This window comes from Enterococcus ureilyticus, assembly GCF_001730315.1.
Lineage (GTDB): Bacteria > Bacillota > Bacilli > Lactobacillales > Enterococcaceae > Enterococcus_L > Enterococcus_L ureilyticus.
The window spans coordinates 116127-138777 of sequence record NZ_MIKC01000034.1 but is presented as its reverse complement, the minus strand read 5'-3'; the positions used below and the strand labels follow the sequence as shown (position 1 = coordinate 138777).

The following is a 22651-nucleotide window of genomic DNA, read 5'->3' as shown; positions in this document are numbered from 1 at the left end:
TTTTGTACATTATACCAAAGTTTACATTTATGGCAAACCTCTTTAGAGAAACTGTGTACATATAGCATCCATTGTTTCGTCTTTAATAAATAAAAAATGGAGTCAGCTTTTCTGCTCACCCCACTTTTTCAACATTCTTACTCTGATCCATGATCGATTGGTGCATCTTCTGGCATCGGTTCAAGAAAGACTTTCCTTGGTTTGCTGCCTTCTGATGGTCCAATCACACCATGCTCTTCTAATTCATCTACTATACGAGCTGCTCTGTTGTAACCAATTCTAAATCTTCTTTGCAATAATGAAATACTGGCTGTTTGCATTTCTACCACCAATGCTTTCGCCTCTTCGTACAAATCATCTTGTGGTGTATCACTTGAACCGTTACTCATTGTATCTTCTTCTGTCGGCATCATGCTCTCTTGGTAATCAGCCTCTTGCTGTTCGGTCACAAATGCCACAACACGTTCAACTTCATGATCTGAAATAAACGCTCCTTGAACACGAATCGGTTTGTTCTCACCCATTGGTAGGAACAACATGTCCCCTCGGCCTAATAGTTTTTCCGCTCCATTACTGTCGATGATCGTTCTAGAATCGGTTCCACTTGAAACGGCAAATGCCATCCTTGACGGAACATTTGCTTTGATGATTCCTGTGATGACATCGACACTTGGTCTTTGTGTTGCCAAAATCATGTGGATCCCAGCCGCACGTGCCATTTGGGCTAAACGGATGATTGCATCTTCCACTTCATTACTCGCTACCATCATCAAATCGGCTAACTCGTCAACGATTACAACAATGAATGGTAAAATCGGACGATTTTCGCCATCTTCAAGGTTTTTTTGAATAACTAATTCATTATACCCAGAAATATTTCGGACACCTGCAGCGGCGAATTTTTCATACCTGAATTCCATTTCCTGTACAACTTTTTGTAAAGCCTGAGCTGCTTTTCTTGGATTTGTCACAACAGGTGTAAGTAAGTGGGGAATCCCATTGTAGACATTTAATTCTACCATTTTTGGATCGATCATCATCAGTTTCACTTCATGAGGTTTTGCTCTCATTAAAATACTGGAGATGATCCCATTAATCGCAACTGATTTCCCACTTCCGGTCGATCCTGCAATCAGCAAGTGAGGCATTTTTGCCAAATCTGCGGACTGCACCATACCAGAAATATCGCGGCCAAGTGGTACTTCTAGTAATTTATCTGGATGGCTGGGAGCTGCTTCGATGATATCTCTAAATGATACTGTGCTAACTGTGCTATTGGGCACTTCGATCCCGATCAATGATTTCCCTGGGATCGGCGCTTCCATCCTGACATCTTTTGCCGCGAGCGCTAAGGCAATATCATCCGTCAAACTAACTACTTTACTGACTTTAACTCCTACAGCTGGTTGAATCTCAAACTTCGTTACAGCTGGTCCCAGACTGGCTTTGACAACTTTTGCATCTACGCCGAAGCTTTTGAAAGTTTGTTCTAATACGCCAATATTTTTTTCGATTTTTTGATACTCTCCGCTTTGATCGGCGGCTGGGATCGAATCTAATAAGGTTGAAGGTGGCAGTTCATAGTCACGATCTTCGGCTTCTTCTGAAATCTCAAAATCTAACTCGCCACTTTCTTCTAGTTCAGAAGTAGTCGTTGTTTTAGGCTGAGTTAGTGGTTCTTGTGCCTGACTTTGGAAGCTATCGATTGGAACGAGTGTTAATTGCTCCGGTTCTTGTAAATCTTTTTCTTCTTGTTCCCGAGCTTCATGCGCTAATTTTTCACCTGGTGTTAATTCTCGTACATCATTTTTTAAACGTTCTTGCGCCATTTGTTCCATTTTTACTTGTTTAGCTGCACGTTTTTCTGCTCGTTTGGCTTCTTTTTCTGCTTGTCTTTCACTACTTTTAGCTGTTATGCCACTAATTTTTTCTCTGACAATCTGTAGGCCGTTCATCACTTGCTGAAAATCGAGCATACTGATTAAAAATGCCCCAAACAATACAAGTAATCCCGCAATTAAATAACTACCAAATTGAGCAACTAAGAAAAATGTCCCACTATACAAGAGCGCACCGATCATTCCACCGCCAACATTTTCAGCCACGGTACTTCTCTTTAAGTCAATTCGAAGAAAATCCCAAGTAGTTCCAATAATATCAGGTGACTGAGTTCCTACATTGCGGAACATGTAAGCATGTAAAAATAGTAAAACCCCTAAGTAAATGATCAACCCACCAATGATTGGGCGACTTTTTTTAATTGGAAATTCTTTCCCAAAGATTACTAATGACAGCCCATAAAGCATGAGTAAAATAGCTGCTATTGAAAAAGTATTTCCTATGACCACACGTAAACCGTTGGCAATCAATGTGCCAAGGAATCCTAATTTTAATAATCCAAATAATCCAAAGAAGATAAAAAAGATACCGAGAAAAATGAAATTAAGATGCTCCTGCTGTTGTAGTTGCTTTTTAGTTTTTTTCTTTTTTGCACTTTTCCGTTTTTGTGCCATGTAACATCCCTCTTTTCAATCAGTATCCATTATACCTAAAAATAGAGCCGAACAAAAGTACCCCCATTGTTTCTCTTAAAATTTTAATGATTTTGAATAAACACACGCCTTTATTCGCATTACTTATTCTACCAAAGATGCTTGTTTACGAATCCCAATTCCAGTTATACCAGAAAAAATCGACAAAATCGGACAGAATAAAATAAAGAAACTAAATGGTGCATAATCTAATGTAGCCACTTGCAGTGTACTTGCCATGAATACTCCGCTTACTCCCCAAGGAATCAATGAATTTAGAACTGTTCCAGAATCTTCCAAGGCGCGTGACAAAACTTCTGGGGCAAGACCTGATTTATCATAACTTTCTTTAAAAGCACGGCCAGGTAAAATGATGGATAGATACTGCTCTCCGATCATTAAATTAGCCAAGGCACCACTGAAAACTGTCGCAGCTACTAAACTACCTGTTGATTTCAACTTAGCAGCAAGCGGCGCCATCAAAACAGTGATCACGTCCATTTTCATCAATAACCCGCCCAATGACAATGTTAAAAGAATCAATGAGACTGACCACATCATACTTTGAATCCCCCCTCTAGTCAACAAAGCATCAATTTGTTCCATTCCTGTTTCTGAAACAAACCCATTTTCGATTATCGTACTCAATTGTTTTAAATCAACCGTCTTTTCTTGAAACAAATACATCACACTTGAAACTAAAATCGTGACCAATAATGAAGCAATAGCTGGAACCCGTTTGATTGAACAAAAAACTAGCAGCAGAATCGGTAAAAGCGCCCACCAGCTAATCGAAAAATTTTCTTGTAAGACTTCTAAAAATTGGTTTGTTTCAATCATTGTTTGCCCAATTTTTGTTTGAAAGCCAATAATTGCATATAGCATAAACGAAAGAATAAAGGCTGGAACGGTCGTCCACATCATATTTCGAATATGTTTAAATAAATCTGCTCCGGCAACCGCAGAAGCTAAATTGGTCGTATCAGAGAGCGGCGACATTTTATCACCAAAAACAGCACCTGAAATGATCGCTCCGGCTAGTATCGCAGAATTGAACCCCATTGAGATTCCCATCCCCATTAAAGCCAAGCCAATTGTTGAAACAGTAGTAAAGGCACTGCCAATCGAAATCCCCACTACTGCACAACTAACAAAGGCCGATGGTAAAAAAATCGTGGTGCTAATCACAGAAAATCCAGCGTACATCATGGTTGGAATCACACCACTAGCAATCCAAACTGCAATCAAGGCACCGATCAAAATAAATATGACCATCGGAACGATTCCTGTTTTAACCCCTTCAATGATCCCTTCATGAATCTTATCCCAGGAAGCTTGCCGCCACTTACTCCAAGCTATTAATAAGCCTAAAGCGCATAACACTGGGAAAATCGGACTCATACCGATGCCGATCACACAAATACTAATAATCAATAATAATGATAGAAATACAATAAATGCTTCTTTGACGCTTAACTCTTTGTTCATCTAAAATCCCCTTTTTCCTGTCAATTTGACGTTTTAAAAATAAAAAAGTCCCTGACAATCAAAAATAGACTGTCAGGGACGAATAAACGACAAGACAAATCCTATGATTTTGTCTTGAACGTATCCTTACACGCGGTACCACCCATAGTTGAAATTAAATAATAATTTCCTCTCAAAAGACGTTAACGGATCTCACCCGAATAAACACCATGCTCCAGATTTGTAATTCAAAATGTTGTTTTGGCCAACTTCCAGCAGCCGTTGACTTTCTGTCATTTCAAAACAACTTTCTACTTGGAACCCTTCGTTGCATTTCGATTGATTTTATTATACTACAATTTTCTCTTTAACGGTAAAAATCAAAACGACCTTTAGCTAACACTTCTTTCACTCCACCTGTCTCAAATAAAGAACGATCCATGATTGCTTTTTTAATGAATGAAGCTGGGTAGCCTTTGACTTCCATTTTACCAACAACACCAAACGCATGACTATTGCCAATAGAAGCGACAGAACCTAGCGATTTAAACGTAAACTCTTTCGTAGGTTCTCCTTTTAACTGGGCTTTGATGTTCTTACCTGCGTGTTCACCCATTTTAAGTGAAATTTGTGCAGTTGTCGGATAAGGTCGATTTGATTCTTTATCCATCACAGCAGAGCAGTCACCGATAATGTAGACATTCTCATGATCTGCATCTGTTAAGTCTGGTTTAACCATCACACGTCCACGTTTTGCTGCAAAACCAGAATCACCAACAACATGACTGCCACTGACACCAGTTGTCCAAATGATTGTTTTTGCTGTTAATTCATTTAATTCATTTGTTTCTTGATTATCTAAATAAACAACCGTATCTTGTTTGATCTCTTTGATTGGCTTTCCAACTAAGAAATTAACACCCCATTTTTTCAAATGATCGATTCCGTAACCACCTAATTTTTCACTAAACATTGGCAATAAACGAGTCACAGCCTCAACACAATACAATTGAATCTTGTCAGGCTCAACACCTGCGATTTCAGCTAGTTTTTTCTTGCCTTCATGCAATGAACCTAATAATTCGATCCCAGTGAAACCTGCACCGCAAACCACGATTTTTAGGTAATTTTCATCTTTTGTTTCTTTGTATGCTTTCATTTGTTCTGTTAAATGTTGATAGACTTTTTCTGATGTCGGAATATCGACCATTTTTAATGAGAATTCTTCAACACCTGGAATACCAAATGATTCTGATTCATAACCTAAAGCTACGATCAAATAATCGTAAGAAATCGCTTCTTGATCTTTCAAATGAACAAGTTGATTTTCACTATCGATTTTTTCCACTCTACCTTGTACAAACGTCGTACATGCTGATTTTACAACATCTTTGATTGGATAAGTAATTCTTTCTGACGTTTGGATTCCTGCTGCAACTTCGTGGATATCTGTTGCTTCAAAGTGGTAATCATTTTGATCAACCAATGTGATTTTCAACTCATTGTTTCCTTTTTGTAATTCATGGAGCGCTCTTAATCCGGCATAGCCAGCGCCCAAAATAACGACATGCTTACTCATTTTTAAAATCCCCTCTTAACCTTTTTATTTATTATTTAAGCCACAATCCTATGGCGAAAAATACAACTTGTGCTAGTGCTCCGACTGCTAAAATTCTAACAGCGCAAATAAATGTCTTTGTTTTGACTTGCTCCTTTAAAAATAACTTCGTTTGTTTCCAAATAAATGGCAAAACAAGTAACGTCAATAACATCGTAATCGGTGTTAAGCCCAAAACAACACTCAACACAATCGATGCAAATGCAATCACGATCAATCCGACAAACAAACCAATCGATGCTTTCTTCCCTAAATAGTGAACTAAGGTGAAGCGATGATTCATTTCATCTTCTTCTAAATCACAAATATTATTTGCTAACATTAAATTAGCGATCAAACAAGTATTGGGTAGTGATACTAAGAAGATACTGCCAAGATTGCCCGCTGTCCATTGAAAAGAATCAAATGTATTGATATAGACACAAATCAACATGATCATAAAGCCCATCGTAAATCCTGAAAAGAATTCACCCAGAGGCAAACTTGATAATGGTTTGGGTCCAGAAGAATAAAAGATTCCAATCAAATAACAGTACAGCCCCAACCATAATAGCGGCCAACCGACAATCATAGATAAACCGATTCCCATCAATGCTGAGATGATGATCATCCAAATGATCCATTGACGAAGCATTGATAGTGACAGGTTCTCCCGCCCGATGATATTCGTCTTTTCTTTATAATCATGCCCTTCTTTGGCATGGTGGTAGTCATTATAGTTATCTAAAATATCAACAGCCATATTAAAAATAAACATCGCAATAAAATAAATAAGAACATAACCTAAATGTAAACTTCCATAATGATACCAACTAAAACAAATTCCTAAAAGAAAGGGTAAAACACTGGCTGTCTTTGCTTTTAGTTCAACTAATTCAAAAAAAACTTCTCTATTCAAATTATACTCTTCTCTCCTTACATTATTTAGTTTTATGCTCACAGAATAATTTACTTGTATTTCTTCACCAACATCGTATACAATCAATAGTATTGAATTACTGAAAGGACTATTGTGTTATGAATGATTTTTGGAAGGAATTTCCTATTATCCAACAACAACTAAACGAAACTTGTGAATTGATCAAACATCAAGTAAAAATACGAAACAAAGAAATTGAAGCAGCTTTAGTCGAGCTAACGTGTTCTGGTGGAAAATTATTGCGCCCTGCCTTCTTTTTTTTATTTACTCAAATTGGCGATGAACAAAAACAAGACCATCAACAACTAATAAAAATTGCTGCTTCAATCGAAATTTTACACATGGCCACACTTGTCCACGATGATATCATCGATGATTCTCCTCTTCGAAGAGGAGCTGTTACGATTCAATCTCGTTATGGCAAAGATGTTGCCGTTTATACAGGAGATTTATTATTCACAGAGTTCTTTGAATTACTTGCTGATACAATGAATGGTTCAGATTTCTTACATACGAACGCTTCTGCGATGAAACGATTACTACTCGGTGAATTAGATCAAATGCACACACGTTATAAAAAGAACATGACGATTTCCGATTATTTACGCAGCGTTAATGGCAAAACAGCTGAACTATTCTCATTAAGTTGTTTAGAAGGTGCTCATTTTGGCTTTGCTTGTGCTGAGGTCCAGCGTCTGGCAAGACGGATTGGTCGCCATATTGGGATTGCCTTTCAAGTCTATGACGATATCTTAGATTACACCGCAGATGTCAAAACCTTAAAAAAGCCCGTCTTAGAAGATCTCGCTCAAGGTGTTTACACATTACCGTTGCTCTTTGCGATGCAAAAATCACCAGAGCGCTTTAACAATTATTTAGAAAAGGGGGCGGCCATAACAACTACCCAAGCAAGTGAAGTTGCTCAACTTGTTTACGAACTAGAGGGCGTAAATGATGCAAAAGCATTTGCTAAACGAGTAACAGAAAAGGCTTTGACCGATATTGAAAGACTACCTGATTGTTTAGGTAAAGAACAGCTAACTCAATTAACGCACTTATTATTACAACGATCCTTTTAAAAGCTTGAGGCAACGCTCATTGCGTTTTGCCTCAGCTTTTTTTATTTCATTCAGTGCTTATTCATACCACGATCAATTGCATATAATTGTTGATAATGCGGATTTGTCGCCAGTAGCTCTTGTGGAGAACCACTCATTTCTAGCTGACCATCTTCAATAAAAACGACCCGGTCCATCATGTGAACCCCTTGCAAATGATGTGTGATCCAAATAATCGTTTTATCTTTCAATGTCTCAAAAAACGTCTCCAATAATTGTTGTTCTGTGATTGGATCCAGTCCTGTCGTTGGTTCATCCAACAGTACAACTGGTGTATCTTGAAGTAAAATCCGTGCTAAAGCCAAACGATGGCGTTCACCGCCAGAAAAACGCAGCCCCGCTTCATCCACCATCGTCAGTAACCCTTCCGGTAACGCTGCAATCATTTCTTTTAAACCAACCTTATTCAATACTTGCCAAACCTCTTCTTCTGAGGCTTCTTCTCGTCCGATTCGAACATTATTTAGAATCGTCGTTCTAAATAAGTAAGGTGTTTGATGAATCACACCAATCGATTGGGTAATTTGATCACCAAATTCTGCTGTAGGAATCCCGCCTAGCGTAATATAACCTTTATCTGGACGTAAATCCCCACGAATCAAGGTTGCTAAAGTACTTTTCCCTGAACCGCTACGGCCTAAAATTGCTAATTTTTCTTTTGAATGGATTGTTAAACTTAAATTTTCCAGTACATTCTTAGCTGTTCCCTCATAAGAAAATGATACATCCGTGATCTTGATTTCACTATCAGTAACCGTTACATCGTTCACGACTTGATTTGTCTCATCTGGCTCTGGTAAATCATTCAATCGTTTGATGGAATCTTTATAAATATTTGTTTCTTGCGCCGCATCAGGTAGGGGAGCAAATGCATCGATCAGTGGAAACACCGTTAAAGTAAATGCTGCAATCCAGTTAGCCGCTCCACCATGGTTGCCAGGAAAACGAACGCTCGTCCAAGCTAAAATGGCAACTGTAATGACCCCAAAAGCGACTTGTAAAACAAAATCACGAAAACGATTGAAACGTTTGATCTTTTCATCTAACTGGCGTAATTTTGCTTCCTCTTTCTCATATGAATGAACAAATTCTTGTCCACGTTGACTAAACACCCAATCAGAAACGCCTAAGATATTATCTGTCAATGTTTTATACAATTCATTTTTAGAAACTTTTTGTTTCTCTTGTCTCGCACCATTTACTAAAACTGAGAGCATTGGCAAAAGAAAAATCACTACACCTAACATCAATAACATGCACAGACCAAACCACCATGAAAACAAACCTAGTCCAATAATAATAAAGATATATAACAACCAAGCGATCACAGTTGGGAAAATCGTACGCAAGTACAAGTTCTGCAAGTGATTGATATCTTCAGATAATAAACCTAAAATATCACCCGTTTGGTATTTCGATTTAAAGAAAATCGCATCTTTCTCTAAAACCAGGTAAAGTTTCAAACGCAAATCAGATGTCATTTTCAAAACCCAATTATGACTGACTAGACGCTCAATATATCGGAAAACTGGACGACTAATCCCAAAGGCGCGTGTTAATACAATGGGAATATAAATCATCAAAATATTTTCTGGAAGTGATGCTGCTCGGCTAATTAAATAACCCGAGTTAAACATCAAAGCACCCGCACTGAAGAAAGTTAAAAAGCCTAAAATCAGGGCTAAGTACAATAAGCCTTTATACTTTTTCAAGAAGGGTTTAACCCATTGATCTTTTTCATATAATTCTTTATTTGTTGGGGTATTTTCCATTATTCTGTCCCCCTCATTTGATTGACTAATTTTACATAGTAGCCATTTTTTTCAGTCAACTCAGCTAAGGTGCCTGCTTCAACCAACTGTCCTTTATCCATCACTAGAATATAATCCATTTCTGCCATCCAATGTAATCGATGCGTGGCAAAAAAGACAAGATGTTCTTCCATTAAAGGCAACATTCTTTCTTTCAATTCTACCTCAGTTTCAATATCTAAGTGAGCAGTCGGCTCATCAAATAGTAAAATCCGACGTTCTTGATCTAAAAAAGCTCTAGCAAGCGCCACACGCTGTGCTTGGCCTCCGCTTAGCATTCTCCCGCTTTCGCCAATTACCGTATTGATACCGTCCCCTAGACCTGTTACAAGCGTTTCTAGTCCTACTAACTGAACAGCAGCCATCACTTGCTCATCTGACGCTTCTGGCGTATAAAAACGGACATTATTGGCTAAGGTATCTTGGAAAATATAAGGAGACTGCGGAATATAGAGTACTTGACTTTGCCATTGCTTTTGCAGAAAATGTGGGATCTCTTGTCCATCGACTTCGATTTTTGTCATTTCAGCATTCGGTTCCAAAAATCCACTCAATACATTGATCAAGGTTGATTTTCCCGAACCACTTGCGCCAATGATCCCAATTTTTTGATACCCTTTTGCTTTAAAATCTAATCCTTTTAATGCTGGCTGAGTGGCTTCTTCATATTGGAATGTTAATTGTTCTGCAGTTAATTCACTCAACGCTGTCCAATCTCCTAAAGTAAGACGATCCGTTTCAGTCATTTCTGGTAAATCCAAAACAGCTTGGATTGCCTGGAATGAATTTTTACCATCTAAAGTCGCATGATAATCACTTGCAAAATCACGCACTGGTAAGAAAAATTCTGGTGCTAAAATCAAGGTCGTCAATGCAGGAAATAGTAAAATCCCACCTTCTAACAAACTCAAACCTAAAAATACCGCTACAACAGCTACTGATAATGTTGTAAAAAAGTCCAAGGCAAACGTTGATAAAATCGCGATTTTCAAAGTACTCATCGTTGCTTCTCTAAAACGCTCACTGGTATTATAAATGCTGCCTGCATACTTTTTACTTAACCCAAATAGCTTTAGAGTGTCTAAGCCTCGTAATGAATCGATAAAATGGTTAGACAAAATCTGAAATGCTTTGTATTGTTTATCCGCTTTACTTTGAGCCGCATATCCTAAAATGATCATAAATATAATAATCATAGGAAACACCACTAATAAAACGACTCCAGAACGAATATCCAATGTAAAGACAAAAATCAAAATGATCCAGGGAATGATCATCATATTCATAATTTTCATCAAAATCAGATGCAGATAATTTTCTGCCTGACTGATTCCTTCAAGTGCCATCGTGATCATATTTCCCGTACCATTTTTCTGAACCACCGTTGGTCCCAGGCGGAAAACCTTTTGCAACAAGGCTTCCCTTAATTCACGTGATCGCTCATAGCTAAAGGTGTCTAACATTTTCTCACGAAGATACGTCACGACATGTCTGCCAGTATAAAACAAAAAGAACACCAAAATATTCAACAGCTGGTCTTGTAGCAGACCACCTTCCCATAACCCAACAACGGCTTTCGCTAAATAAAATGCTTGTCCTATAATAAATACTGCTTGCAGGAAAGAAAAACCTGCAAGCAAGATCATGATATTTTTGATTTTCGGCATTTTTAAGATGGCTTTATCGATCATCCTTCATACCCCACAGCAGCGATTGCTGGATGTTTGATCCGTTTTCTAAAGACATAATAAGACCAGCCTGTATAGGCTAATACAAATGGTAAAATCGTTAATGATAACCATGTCATTGTTTTCAATGTGTAAGGAGAACTTGAAGCATCTTTGATCAAGATGTCATAATACCCTTCACTACCGATCATCACTCGTGGGAATAAACCACTAAATAATAATGCCACTAGAAGAATCAACGTCAAACCACTAGCAAGGAACGCCAACATTTCTTTTTTCTTAAAGACACTGACGTTGGCAACAACTGTCAATGCTACAATTGCTACAACAAGTAATAATGTCACTAAAAAGTTATTATCAAAGAAATCTGTTTTAAAGTACAACAAAGCGGCAAAGACAACTAAGCCAACATATAAAACCCAATAAAAGAATGACGCATAATTACGTGCACGCTCTCTCACAGGACCTTCTGTTTTAAGCGTAATATAATTCAAGCCATGTAGGTAGCACAATAATGTCAAAGCAACCCCACCGACAACAGAAAATACATTGATGTAGTCAGTAAATGAAGCCATCATATTGCCATTCACATCAAGCGGCATTCCTTGAACTAAATCAATGAATAAAACCCCAAAGAAAAATGGCACGATAAAACTACCGATCGATAATGTCCAGTTCCACATTCTACGACGTTTGCCATCTGGCATACGGTGACGGAATTCAAATGACACTCCACGAATGATCAAACCAACTAAAATAATAAACAAAATCAAGTAGAATCCGCTAAATAATGAAGCATACCAGTATGGGAAAGAAGCAAACATCGCCCCACCTGCTGTTAATAACCAGACTTCATTACCATCCCAAACCGGTCCAATCGTTTGGATGATTTGTTCTTTTTCCTCTTCGTCGTGCGCTAATGTTTGAACGGACATCCCCACGCCAAAGTCAAAACCTTCTAGGAAGAAGAAGCCTGAGAATAAAATACCAATTAGGACAAACCAAAGTAATTGCAACGTACTCATTCGCCAAAGACCTCCTTATCAAATGGATCTACATCAGTAGAGTTTGCCTCTGCTAATTTCTTTTCTTCATAATCTGGGCCTTTTTTAAGTTCGACCGTAATCAAGTAAACCATGACTGAACCTAGACCTGCAAAGAGAATAAAGTAAATAATATTCGATGTTAACAGTGAAGCCACTGATACGTTTGGCGACACACTGTCTTCGATCGTAAATAAACCATAAACAGTCCAAGGATAACGACCAAGCTCAGTAATCAACCAACCTGTTGTATTTGCCAAGAATGGAGCAAATGTACACAATGCTAATATCCAAACCATCCAACGTTTTTCATAAAGTGAAGGTTTTTTCTTGCGACTAAAGAATAATCCTAAAGCTGAAACTAAAAGCATCAATGCACCAAAGCCAGCCATGACTCTAAAGCTCCAGAATAATGTGTTGACTGGTGGATAATAATTTTTATCATCACCATACTGTTCTTTCAAACGTTCATTCACAGTGTCCATTCCATCAACGGAACCAGATAAACTGTTATAAGAAAGGATACTTAGCATATAAGGAATTTGAATCCCAAATACTTGTTTATGTTGCGCTTCATCTGCCCAAGCAATCAATGTCCAAGCGGCCGGATCGCCAGAATCTTCATAATCCCCTTCCATTGCCGCAAATTTCATTGGTTGATCATTGATCAAGGCTTTCATTTGCAAGTCCCCTGTAAATAAAACAGATAGTGACCCAAATAAAGCGATCCATAAACCAACACGCATAGATGTTTTGTGGAAATTCATATCACGTTTTTTCAAAATTTGGAATGCAGCTAAACCTGCAACGATCATCCCGCCCATCACAATTGCGCCAGACAGAACATGTGTAAACTCATACCAAACTTTTGGATTGCCAATTACGGCCCCAAAATCGATCAATTCAGCACGACCATTGTTTAAAGTATAGCCCACTGGATGTTGCATAAAGCTGTTTGCCGCTAAAATCCAGAAAGCCGACATCATTGAACCAAATACGACCAACCAAATAAATGTTAAATGTAGTTTAGGACTGACTTTATCCCAAGTAAATATCCATAAACCTAAAAATGTTGATTCTAAAAAGAATGCAAGTAACGCTTCAATTGCTAGTGGAGCACCAAAAATATCTCCGACAAAGCGTGAATAATCTGACCAGTTCATTCCAAACTGGAATTCTTGAATAATTCCTGTTACAACGCCTACTGCAAAACTTAATAGAAAAATGTTGCCCCAAAACTTCGCCATTTTGCGATAACGCTCATCTTTTTTCACAACATACATCGTTTCCATGACTGCGACTACAAGTGCTAATCCTATTGAAAACGGTACGAAGAAGTAATGAAAGACAGTCGTCATTGCAAATTGGAATCTTGCTAATGTTACAATATCAAACATCAATAATCCCCCTTGTTTTTACTGTTTCCACAAAAAGAATAAGCTGATTTTATCCATTGTAATTATCCATTTGCGCAGTTGGTTGGTGCTGCCAAAATGAATCAAAACCCAGAATAAAATAAACCTAAATACAATATGTGCGTGGAAACTCTTTTTATTAATTTTAGAATGATTCCAATCTAAAGTATACTCTTTTATTTACAAAATACAAATGTTTCTGTCCTATTTTCATCAAAATATTCCTTTGTTCTTGGGGAAAAATAAGAAAAGTGAGAAGATGACTACTTTAGCTTCCCACTTTTCTATTCATACTCTGGTCTTCACTAACTATCTAAACCGTTACTTTTTTCTTCTATTTCTATTTTTCCAATTAATTGACCACAAAATAAATAGTAGCAACACTATATAAAAAATCAGCTTCCTTGAGGAAGTCGCCTCTAGTTGATTCGTTGTTTCATTTAATTTCTTATTCTCTTTTTCTACAATGGTAAATTCTTTTTCCATAGTCCACTCTTTTTCACCATTTTTGGCTTTCACTTCTAAAATGTAGTTTCCAGCTGGAAACTCATTTTTTTCCATACTTATTAAGTAGTCAAAATTTGAGTTTGGGGCCATGTTAATATTCTCTGATGTTTGAGTGAAAAAAATTTCTTTTCCTTCTTTTAAATAGATTTTAGCTTCAATCATCATATCCTTAATAATGACAGGTTGAGTATTTTGAATATTTGCCTTGATAAACTTTCGATAGTTGACTTTGCCAATCGTCACTGTTGTTAATTTCAATTTTGCCTCTGCTTCTTTTTCATTTTCTGTCAATAACAGACCAATTGTATACGCAAATTTATTAATTACAGTAGTACCAGTGCTTTTTTTTTCATTTAATGCTCTTTGCTTCTCTTCGCTTATCACTATTCCCCCAAGGAGTACTCCATCAAGCTTTTCAGTTGGCATTGTAATCTGTATAAAAAGCGTCTTAGTCTGATTTGCAGGAATAACAACCTCTGAATCTGTTCTCACTAGATCTGAAATTCCAACTTTTAACGTTGAATCTCTTTTTTCACTTTTTGTATATTCTACTGTGCCATTATTATTAGTGGTTGCATCATTAATTTGAATCACAGCTACTATATCTTCTTTTTGGGATGTATTTTTCAACTCTACTTGAATAACTTGCTCTGTTCCTGCAGACATTAGTAAGTCAAAATACGTTTTTGTTTTGTCTCTTTGATTTTCGGGGATGATTGTTTTCACTTCAAGAGATCCCGCTATGGCGTCTTCATTCTGCTCATTATTATCTGCCTGTCCAACTACGTTGAATGAACCCATCAGACACATTACAAAAGCAATTACTGATAATAGTAGATATGGTTTAATCATCTTTTTAGTCATACTGCCTCCCTATACTAACTTAATGCTATACGTCTCTGATTTCATATGGGAGAATCAGTTAAAATCCACGTTAATGTCGTCGTGTATTTTTCTGCCACTAATTGTGGCTGTGCTGGAACGTCTAATTGTATACTTGTTTCAGCTGTTGACCCTTTATCACCAAATCTCACTACTTGTGTCCCCATCCCCGTTTTAGCTTCGGCTGTAGCAACATCTATAGTTGTCATGCCATCTGGTATTAACTCCAATTCTTTTTCTGAAACAGTTGCCAGTCCTGCCGAATTACTTTTCCCTTTACTCATAGTTAGATTTTTTAAAATGATTTGTGCTCCCACTAGTTCTTTCTTTGTGATAACGGATGTAAACTGCTCTTCTTGTCTTACTTGAAGTCTCCAACCTGCATTTGTCTCCCGCTCATCAGAGATTTGAACTGAGTTTGCAAAATTCTCCGTTAGCCCCGCTTCATTTTTTCCGTTTTCTAAAATTGCATTGTAGGTTTGTGCATTAAGTGTCATTGCTTGCTGTCCAAAATGAAAATTAGAAACATGTAAAATCTTAAGTGGGTTGTTATTTGGCTTGACACTCATTTCATTCGGTATCATTATCTTGTCAGGATCTTCTGGGTTTACAGGACTTATTGAGGTGTAATCTTTTTTATAGATAAACTTTTCAACTTGAGGTTTAAGTTGATAATTCAGTTCTATTAGAGGTGAACTCACATCTAACTCATATCCTTTGATTTCTTTTGCATTGACTGTGATTTTTTCACCAAACCGACCTGTAAATATCTCTGATTTGTCTAATTCTACGCCTTTATTGTCTACATACTGAATGGTTATAGTCCCAGGATGAATCTCTAAAAAATCTTGATGCCGTTCTAACAAAGCATCTCTCTCTGCTTCTGGTAATGATAAAATTGCAACAGTTATTTGTGTTTTCTCTGGATTATTATCTACACTTGCCCATTCAGCATCTGATTTTATTGTATCAATTGCAGAGGTAATTTTTTCTTTTGCTACTGCTATTCCAGATGTTCTATTTTCGTTTACCAAGTAACCATTTTTCACAAGCAGCACATTGCTTTTAAGCGTTGGATCAATTAACGTTTCAGTAGCTGCAGTTAATCGATTTGTTGTCTCTGCATGGTATAACTTAATTTTATACCCTTCTTTCAGTGGAAGTTCACTTTTTTCTACTACTACATCTGTTCCTTCCATTTCCTTGTGATAAATCAACTGATCAAATTCATCAAAAACTTCTATTGAAGCATAAAGTTGCCCTTTAAAATAAGTGTGAGGTGTAGTAGAGGTTACATCAATGATCATCTTTTGATTCATAAAATCTGTTTGAATGACACCGAAAACCCTATCATATAGACCTTTAAACTGAATCGTTTCATCGTATAGCCTACTTCCTTTTATCTCAGTTAGATTAACAGTTGTTTTATTTTGTGCATCACGAACATACGCATAATAATTATCCGCTTCATAAAATCCCTCCGTTTTAGGAAGTTGCAGGGTATAAACACCGTTTTCCAACTTAGGAATGACAATATCTGGTTCATTTATTTCAACTTCTTTAACTAACTGATCCCCATCTTTTATACCTATTTTCTTCCCTTTTATTTGGGCAAAATCATGTATATTAAGATGAATAGTCAAGGCCCCTCCTGGTAAATTTAAAGCAGCTATTTCTTGATTTGTGACAAGGCTAAACTGGGAATCAACCATCAATGAAGGACTTAATAAAGAGACCGCATCCTTTAACTTTTCCTTAGGAACGACATCAACGAGAGAAGTAACTGCTGAATAACTTTTCCCACGATTTACTATTCGTTGTCTTTGTTCTGTTAAAGGTAAGCCCCATTTAAGCAGGACTGGACTATAATCTTTTTGCATTTGACTACTGTAAAATAGATTAAATAAATCAGGTAATGACATATTTTTAATGTTCTCGTCCCCATTATTTACAGCCTCTCTATACATGACATTCAGTTTTGTCCAATTCTCTTTTCCAACACTTTGGGTCAGATCGTTTAAGAGAATTAGCCGTCCTCTATGATCCAAGTCAGGATACCCGATTTGCTGCTCAACTAAACGGCTGTATAACCCTGATTCTACAGTTGCTTTATTCCCAAAATTATATAACCATGAGTTTTTCTCTACGATCGCTTTCCCTCTAAAATCATACGTATAAAAAACGGCTAATACATTATTAGAAACTTCTGCGGTATACATGTCTCTATTGTTATATGATGGTTGATAAGCATGTCCAATCTCATGGAGTGTCCCCCAGTCCCATTTTGTCATCCATCGATTCACTACCGTGTCTTTCCCATTTGAAGAATAGTTATCTTGATAATATGCGGCGATTCCAGGTCCTGTTCCACCATCAGCTTTTAAGAAAAAGCGGTTTTCTGGTTTTTTATTTACACCACTCACCGTTTCTGAAAGTCCCATTAGCTCATCGTAGTAATTAATGATACTGTTCTGATAGGTAATGTATTGATCTAAATCAGAAAAATCTTTTAAACTCTCTGCTTGCTCTTTTTCTTTATTAGGGATTAATAATTGAAATTGTTCCCCCTTTACCAAACCAAACGCTGCATTTGTGTCTCTCCACTTTGAAAAAAAGGTTTGTTCATTTGAGCCTGATTCGTAAACTGGTAATGCTACACTAACACCATCGATTTCATACTCAACTTCAGCATCATTTTCCCCATAAGGCGTGTTGATAAATGGCACAGCACTATGTTCGACAGGTACTGTTTTCCATTCATTCGCTATGGGCACAGATTTCTCTTGTGTTCGATTATTTCCAAGTAACCATAATGTTAAATTATTGTACCCATCATTCACGCTAGTCCTGCGAATTTTTATGGTTGAACCTCCATTAACTACAATCCCTAAATCTTGCCTATCGTGATATTTGGCTCGAGACATCCCTGTTTTAAATATCCAATTTGGTTGCTCCAAACTAGTAACTTCTAGCGTTGTTGTTTCAGCATAGCTATTTTGAGCAAAAAAAAACAGTCCTAGTAGTATTAAAAAGTGTGCTAATAAATTTTTTTTCATCATTCTATGTAATTCCCCTTCATTTTAAAAAAGTTGATTATGTCAGAAAATAAAAAACAAAGTGATTGGATTGAAATAAATAACAATAAGAACCTTTAAAAAAACTCAAAGATCAAAAGAACATTATTTTACTAATGCATAAATAGTAGAATATGTTATTCATATTCTACTATAATATATTATTTTATTTTTTCTGTTTTTCAATAGACGACTTCCCCAAAGAAAAAAATGAAATTTTTTTCATCAAACTAAAACAACGTGACGAATCCAATCTACATTTGAATTACGTCTGCCAAATATCTTTAGTCCAACAATCCTTGCTTCTTTGAATAATCCATGTATTGATAAACCTTCTTAATTTTATTTTGTTTCACCTCAGCTATTTTTTCTCGAATAAAGCTTTCAATGATCCCTTGATTTTGCAATTCTTCGATCATTGCAGTTAATTGATAAAATTCTGTCAAAAGTTGTTCTTCATTCGTTTCATCTGCTCTAGAAGGGTGATGATCATCAAACCCAAACCTGATTGCTTTTGATAATGCTTGTTGAATTTCTGCACATTCTTCCATTGCTACTAAGGTTAAATATTCATTTTTTCTCATTTTTATGCTCCTTTCTTCTTTGGTGCATTATTTACCATACTTTTCTAACTCACAACCGATACTCTTATCTTCAAAATTATACCATAAATTAAAACCCACTGACTCTTCGCTTAATATCTTCCAAACAAATAATAAAATAAAGCCACCGATCATCTTATTTATTGATGACCAGTGTCTTTATTTAAACTCAATCTTGTTTCATTGCCGCTTTTAACGCTTGTGCCAATGCACTTTCTTCTGGTTCTTCTTTTTGTGAGTATTTCTTCATCAATTTACGTTCTTCGTGTTTCGTCAGTTTCTTGTTACGCTCTTTTTTATCCTGCATTTTTTCAGTAATCGAGCAATATTTACATTTAAAATATGAACCATTTTTCCCATCAATGATATCCATTTTACGGTGACATTGTGAACAACGGTGGTTAGAAACTTTCGGGTCTTTTCTGCGGCGATAACTACAGTCTTGGTTAGAGCACACATAGATTTTACCGTCTTTCGTGTTTTTCTCACGCAAGTTTGAGCCGCATTCTGGGCATTTCTTTTGCGTAATAGAAAAGTCTTGGTATTTGCTTTCACTTTGTTTGATCTCATTGACAAGTTTTTTTGTATCTTGTTCGATTTCTTTTAGAAAAACGGTACTGCTTTGCTTGCCTTTGGCGATAGCTTCTAACGTTTTTTCCCATTTTTCTGTTAGTTCAGGTGTGACTAACGAGGGATTGACTAATTCAAGGAGTTGCTTCCCTTTTGGTGACACGCTTAAGCCATTTGTTGTCCGTTCCATCAGCTCTGACTTGATCAGCTTTTCAATGATTTCAGCTCGTGTAGCTGGTGTTCCCAAACTATGCTTTTCCATTAAGCCTAGCAAGGTTCCTTCGGTCAGCGGCTTTGGTGGTGCAGTTAGTTCTTTATTAATAGTGAAATTTGGTGGTATGATCATGCCCAATTTCCAATCAAAACTTGGCGCTACTGCTTCTTTTTCTTGCTTCCACCCCGTAACTTCAACTTTACTTTGGCGGAAGACAAATTGTTCTTTCCCAAAACTTACGGTTACTTTTGTTTGTTTTGTACGATGAGATTCTGCAAACATCCCTAGGAAACGAGTGACGATCATGTTATAGATTTTTTGTTCATCGCCACTTAACTTTTCATAACGCGGGCGTTGTTCAGTCGGAATCAACGCATGGTGATCTGTGACTTTTTCATTTTGGAATACTTTTGTCAGTTTGACTTGACCGCCGTCTTTGATATAGGTTTTAACTTCTGGTGAAAAATCGCTGACTGCTTGCAAGCGTTCTTTCATAGTAGCTTTCATATCTGTTGTTAAATATTTACTATCCGTTCTTGGATACGTCACGATTTTATGAAATTCATAGAGACTTTGTACTAATGACAAAGTTTTCTTTGCAGAAAATTGATAGCGCTGATTGGCTTCTCTTTGGATTTCTGTTAAATCATACGGTAGTGGTGCTTGTTCTGTTTTGACTTTTTCTTGGATATCGGTTACTTTGCCTTTACCTTCACTTAATTGTTTCACAAAGGCCTCTACCTCATTCCGTTCTTTAAAAGCGTAGGGATTACTTTGAACAAGTTTGGCTTTTTCTTTTTGAACTTGCAACTCTACTGAAAAATAGGTTTGTGGTCTAAAGCTTTCTATTTTCTTTTCTTGTTGACGGACCAAAGATAGGGTTGGTGTTTGAACCCGTCCAGCTGACAAGCTGTCTTGGTACTTGACAGTCAACGCTCTTGTCACGTTTAATCCCACTAACCAATCTGCTTTTGCACGCGCTAAAGCGGAATAATACAAATTGTCGTACTCTTTAGCTGGTCTTAACTTTTTGAAACCATCTTTGATTGCTTTATCCGTTTGGGATGAAATCCACAACCGTTTTACTGGCTTATTAAAATGGACATATTCTAAGATCCAACGAGCAACTAGTTCCCCTTCACGTCCTGCATCTGTTGCAATAACTGCTTCGGTAACATCTTTGCGATTTGCTAATTGTTTGATCGCTTTTAATTGATGGCCTGTTTTAGGTAACGGTTTTATTCCTAAATTCTTAGGTACCATTGGTAGAGTCTCCATTTGCCAGGATTGCCATTCTTTATTGATGTCTTCCGGCATTTTTAATCCTAACAAGTGTCCTAACGCCCATGTCACAATAACATTAGGTCCTTCGTAATAACTTTTATTTTTTTGATTTGCGCCAAGAACTTTACTTAAATCTTTAGCAACACTAGGTTTTTCAGCAATAATTAGTTGTTTCCCCATTTACTTCACTCACTTTCTGAATTTCTTATGTAAATTGAATTCATCTCCAAAACGTCAATAGGTTGATTTTACCACACTCTGCATACTGTTTTCGCCTCTTATTCAAGCATTTTAATTGAAATGTAAACAGAAGAACTGTATCCTTACTAATAGTAAGTTAAAAAACACTCATTATTAAGGAGAAACTATGATCACAATTGAATTTTTTCACGATGTTATTTGCAGTTTTTGTTTTCCTATGTCTTATAGAATGAGACAAGTCAAAAAAGAAATGCCTGAAATCAAGGTTATCCACCGCTCTTTTGCTTTGGCAAGAGAATCACAAGACCACGATCGAATGTTTGGTTCTCGAGAAAATGCTAAAAAAGAAATTTTATCCCATTGGTTTCATGCTAACCAAAATGATGAGCTTCATCGTTTTAATATTGAAGGAATGCGCGAAACCGATTTTCTTTTTCCGACTTCTATGAACGGTTTACTTGCCGCAAAAGCTGCAGGTATAGTCGTCGGTGAGGATAGCTATTGGGATGTCTTTGATGCTTTACAAGCAGCACTATTTATGGATAGCCGTAATATTGATGATCTTGATGTGCTTGAAGCAATTATAAAAAATTGCTCAATTGACTTTGAAAAATGGCAATCCGCTTTTACAGATCCAGCAACTTTAGCATTAGTTGAAGAGGATTTTAATTTAGCGAATGCTTACCAACTCACTGGTGTACCTGCCTTGATTGTGAATGGAAAATATCTCATCAACGGTGCACAGCCAATGGAGCAAATCATCCAAGCGATTCAGATAATCAAGGAAAAAGAAAGCCCAGTTATTGAAATTATTAAAAACAATGATTCTGGGGATGGCTCTTGTAATATGGAAGACGGTAAGTGGGTCTGCAAAGAGTAAGTAATCTTTTTGGAAAGCCAAGACGCTACTGCAGGAGTTGCTTCTACTCTCATCCTTTATCTAAATTTTTTGTTCCAAGTTTGCTGAAAAGAAGCAGTTATTCTTTTTTATGATTATTTAGGGTATAATTATAAAAAGGAGGTCGTTTTACATGACTAATGAATATAATACTCCATCACCAACACCACCTGAAAATAATACCACTATTACTCAAGAAACTTTTAAAGAAAAAAGTGATTTCGTCTTTTTAACGAAAGATAATAATACTGAAATCATCCTACCCAAAAATATATACGTGCATGAAAAAAAAGATAAGACAAAGAAAAGTCAGAGCTAAGCGACTCTGACTTTTTTCTATCCTTCTAAACCAAACTCGATTTACAGCATTTCGGCTTCGCACAATCGTTGTGCCGTTCATGAAAATCATCGCCACTTTCAAACGTCACTGCTTTTTGGTCTTTCAGTAAAGCAAGTCCCTTATATTGCTGCAGATCTTCATCACATTCTTCACACCAGCGTTCATCCCCAGCATTCCAGAACGCTGCTAAGTAATTCACTTTTGTATTTATGTATTCATATGTTGAAGAAAGTTCTTGCCATTTTTTTATGTAATAACGTTCTGCATCTTCTAGACGGTCAAATGACTTTTCTTCCTCAATATCTTCTTGCCAGTCTTCAAAAAACCACCATGGCTCATTATCGCCGTACATGATAACAACTTGGTACATTGATCGATCACTCCAATTCTTTCTACAAGAGCTATTCTAGTCACTTAGCGTGAAACTTTCAACTTAAGTGCTTGTGAAATAGTTTTTTGTTCAAACCTT

The 22651-nt window shown here is 36.8% G+C and carries 16 protein-coding genes; 3 read left to right on the top strand and 13 right to left on the bottom strand.

Annotated features, from left to right (window positions below; all coding sequences use genetic code 11):
* Window positions 1-137: 137 nt before the first annotated feature.
* From BCR24_RS11060 to BCR24_RS11045, 4 genes are all read right to left on the bottom strand, one after another.
* Window positions 138-2513 carry a DNA translocase FtsK gene (locus BCR24_RS11060; protein WP_069640583.1) on the bottom strand — a complete coding sequence of 792 codons (2376 nt, stop codon included), beginning with the start codon at window positions 2511-2513 and terminating at the stop codon, window positions 138-140.
* A 123-nt stretch (window positions 2514-2636) separates the two neighbouring features.
* A complete protein-coding gene (nhaC, locus tag BCR24_RS11055; protein WP_069640582.1) occupies window positions 2637-4019 on the bottom strand; it encodes a Na+/H+ antiporter NhaC in 1383 nt (460 codons plus the stop codon).
* Between the two features lie 346 nt (window positions 4020-4365).
* Window positions 4366-5577 carry an NAD(P)/FAD-dependent oxidoreductase gene (locus BCR24_RS11050; RefSeq protein WP_069640581.1) on the bottom strand — a complete coding sequence of 404 codons (1212 nt, stop codon included), beginning with the start codon at window positions 5575-5577 and terminating at the stop codon, window positions 4366-4368.
* A gap of 31 nt (window positions 5578-5608) precedes the next feature.
* Entirely contained in the window at window positions 5609-6514 is a 906-nt protein-coding gene (locus tag BCR24_RS11045) for a prenyltransferase (protein WP_069640580.1), read from the bottom strand.
* 119 nt (window positions 6515-6633) lie between these two features.
* On the opposite strand from BCR24_RS11045, the gene BCR24_RS11040 reads away from it, so the two are divergent.
* Window positions 6634-7614, top strand: a complete 981-nt coding sequence (locus BCR24_RS11040) for a polyprenyl synthetase family protein (RefSeq protein WP_069640579.1) — start codon at window positions 6634-6636, stop codon at window positions 7612-7614.
* Between the two features lie 50 nt (window positions 7615-7664).
* Here BCR24_RS11040 and cydC read toward each other — a convergent pair whose 3' ends face one another.
* The 8 genes from cydC to BCR24_RS11000 all read right to left on the bottom strand — a co-directional run bounded on the left by cydC (window position 7665) and on the right by BCR24_RS11000 (window position 20923).
* The gene (gene cydC, locus BCR24_RS11035; protein ID WP_069640578.1) at window positions 7665-9425 is read right to left on the bottom strand and encodes a thiol reductant ABC exporter subunit CydC; all 1761 of its coding nucleotides are present in this window, start codon (window positions 9423-9425) and stop codon (window positions 7665-7667) included.
* Window positions 9425-11155, bottom strand: a complete 1731-nt coding sequence (gene cydD / locus BCR24_RS11030; RefSeq protein ID WP_069640577.1) for a thiol reductant ABC exporter subunit CydD — start codon at window positions 11153-11155, stop codon at window positions 9425-9427. The genes cydC and cydD overlap by 1 nt, the downstream gene beginning before the upstream one ends.
* Window positions 11152-12177 carry a cytochrome d ubiquinol oxidase subunit II gene (gene cydB, locus BCR24_RS11025; protein WP_069640576.1) on the bottom strand — a complete coding sequence of 342 codons (1026 nt, stop codon included), beginning with the start codon at window positions 12175-12177 and terminating at the stop codon, window positions 11152-11154. Before cydB ends, cydD begins: the two co-directional genes overlap by 4 nt.
* Window positions 12174-13592 carry a cytochrome ubiquinol oxidase subunit I gene (locus BCR24_RS11020; protein ID WP_069640575.1) on the bottom strand — a complete coding sequence of 473 codons (1419 nt, stop codon included), beginning with the start codon at window positions 13590-13592 and terminating at the stop codon, window positions 12174-12176. Before BCR24_RS11020 ends, cydB begins: the two co-directional genes overlap by 4 nt.
* Before the next feature lie 339 nt (window positions 13593-13931).
* Window positions 13932-14981, bottom strand: a complete 1050-nt coding sequence (locus BCR24_RS11015) for a WxLIP family cell surface protein (RefSeq protein WP_069640574.1) — start codon at window positions 14979-14981, stop codon at window positions 13932-13934.
* A 41-nt stretch (window positions 14982-15022) separates the two neighbouring features.
* Window positions 15023-18058 carry a WxL domain-containing protein gene (locus BCR24_RS11010; RefSeq protein WP_069640573.1) on the bottom strand — a complete coding sequence of 1012 codons (3036 nt, stop codon included), beginning with the start codon at window positions 18056-18058 and terminating at the stop codon, window positions 15023-15025.
* 299 nt (window positions 18059-18357) lie between these two features.
* Window positions 18358-18657 (bottom strand): hypothetical protein, encoded by a 300-nt coding sequence (locus tag BCR24_RS11005; protein WP_069640572.1) that lies wholly within the window; start codon window positions 18655-18657, stop codon window positions 18358-18360.
* Between the two features lie 187 nt (window positions 18658-18844).
* Complete coding sequence (locus tag BCR24_RS11000) at window positions 18845-20923, bottom strand: DNA topoisomerase III (RefSeq protein WP_069640571.1); 2079 nt, start codon at window positions 20921-20923, stop codon at window positions 18845-18847.
* Window positions 20924-21110: 187 nt separating this feature from the next.
* Between BCR24_RS11000 and BCR24_RS10995 the strand changes: the two genes are divergently transcribed.
* On the top strand, window positions 21111-21824 hold the full coding sequence (locus BCR24_RS10995) for a DsbA family oxidoreductase (protein ID WP_100630378.1): 714 nt from the start codon (window positions 21111-21113) through the stop codon (window positions 21822-21824).
* Between the two features lie 151 nt (window positions 21825-21975).
* Window positions 21976-22161: a hypothetical protein gene (locus BCR24_RS10990; protein WP_069640570.1), complete on the top strand. Its 186-nt coding sequence runs from the start codon at window positions 21976-21978 to the stop codon at window positions 22159-22161.
* A 25-nt stretch (window positions 22162-22186) separates the two neighbouring features.
* Here BCR24_RS10990 and BCR24_RS10985 read toward each other — a convergent pair whose 3' ends face one another.
* Window positions 22187-22552: a DUF1033 family protein gene (locus tag BCR24_RS10985; protein ID WP_069640569.1), complete on the bottom strand. Its 366-nt coding sequence runs from the start codon at window positions 22550-22552 to the stop codon at window positions 22187-22189.
* Window positions 22553-22651: the final 99 nt, after the last annotated feature.

Coding starts and splice junctions, on each gene's coding strand:
- BCR24_RS11015 (WP_069640574.1), bottom strand. CDS start 14,981: ATGACTAAAAAGATGATTAAACCATATCTACTATTATCAGTAATTGCT.
- cydD (WP_069640577.1), bottom strand. CDS start 11,155: ATGATCGATAAAGCCATCTTAAAAATGCCGAAAATCAAAAATATCATG.
- cydB (WP_069640576.1), bottom strand. CDS start 12,177: ATGAGTACGTTGCAATTACTTTGGTTTGTCCTAATTGGTATTTTATTC.
- BCR24_RS10990 (WP_069640570.1), top strand. CDS start 21,976: ATGACTAATGAATATAATACTCCATCACCAACACCACCTGAAAATAAT.
- BCR24_RS10985 (WP_069640569.1), bottom strand. CDS start 22,552: ATGTACCAAGTTGTTATCATGTACGGCGATAATGAGCCATGGTGGTTT.
- BCR24_RS10995 (WP_100630378.1), top strand. CDS start 21,111: ATGATCACAATTGAATTTTTTCACGATGTTATTTGCAGTTTTTGTTTT.
- BCR24_RS11040 (WP_069640579.1), top strand. CDS start 6,634: ATGAATGATTTTTGGAAGGAATTTCCTATTATCCAACAACAACTAAAC.
- cydC (WP_069640578.1), bottom strand. CDS start 9,425: ATGGAAAATACCCCAACAAATAAAGAATTATATGAAAAAGATCAATGG.
- BCR24_RS11020 (WP_069640575.1), bottom strand. CDS start 13,592: ATGTTTGATATTGTAACATTAGCAAGATTCCAATTTGCAATGACGACT.
- BCR24_RS11060 (WP_069640583.1), bottom strand. CDS start 2,513: ATGGCACAAAAACGGAAAAGTGCAAAAAAGAAAAAAACTAAAAAGCAA.
- BCR24_RS11050 (WP_069640581.1), bottom strand. CDS start 5,577: ATGAGTAAGCATGTCGTTATTTTGGGCGCTGGCTATGCCGGATTAAGA.
- BCR24_RS11005 (WP_069640572.1), bottom strand. CDS start 18,657: ATGAGAAAAAATGAATATTTAACCTTAGTAGCAATGGAAGAATGTGCA.
- nhaC (WP_069640582.1), bottom strand. CDS start 4,019: ATGAACAAAGAGTTAAGCGTCAAAGAAGCATTTATTGTATTTCTATCA.
- BCR24_RS11000 (WP_069640571.1), bottom strand. CDS start 20,923: ATGGGGAAACAACTAATTATTGCTGAAAAACCTAGTGTTGCTAAAGAT.
- BCR24_RS11010 (WP_069640573.1), bottom strand. CDS start 18,058: ATGATGAAAAAAAATTTATTAGCACACTTTTTAATACTACTAGGACTG.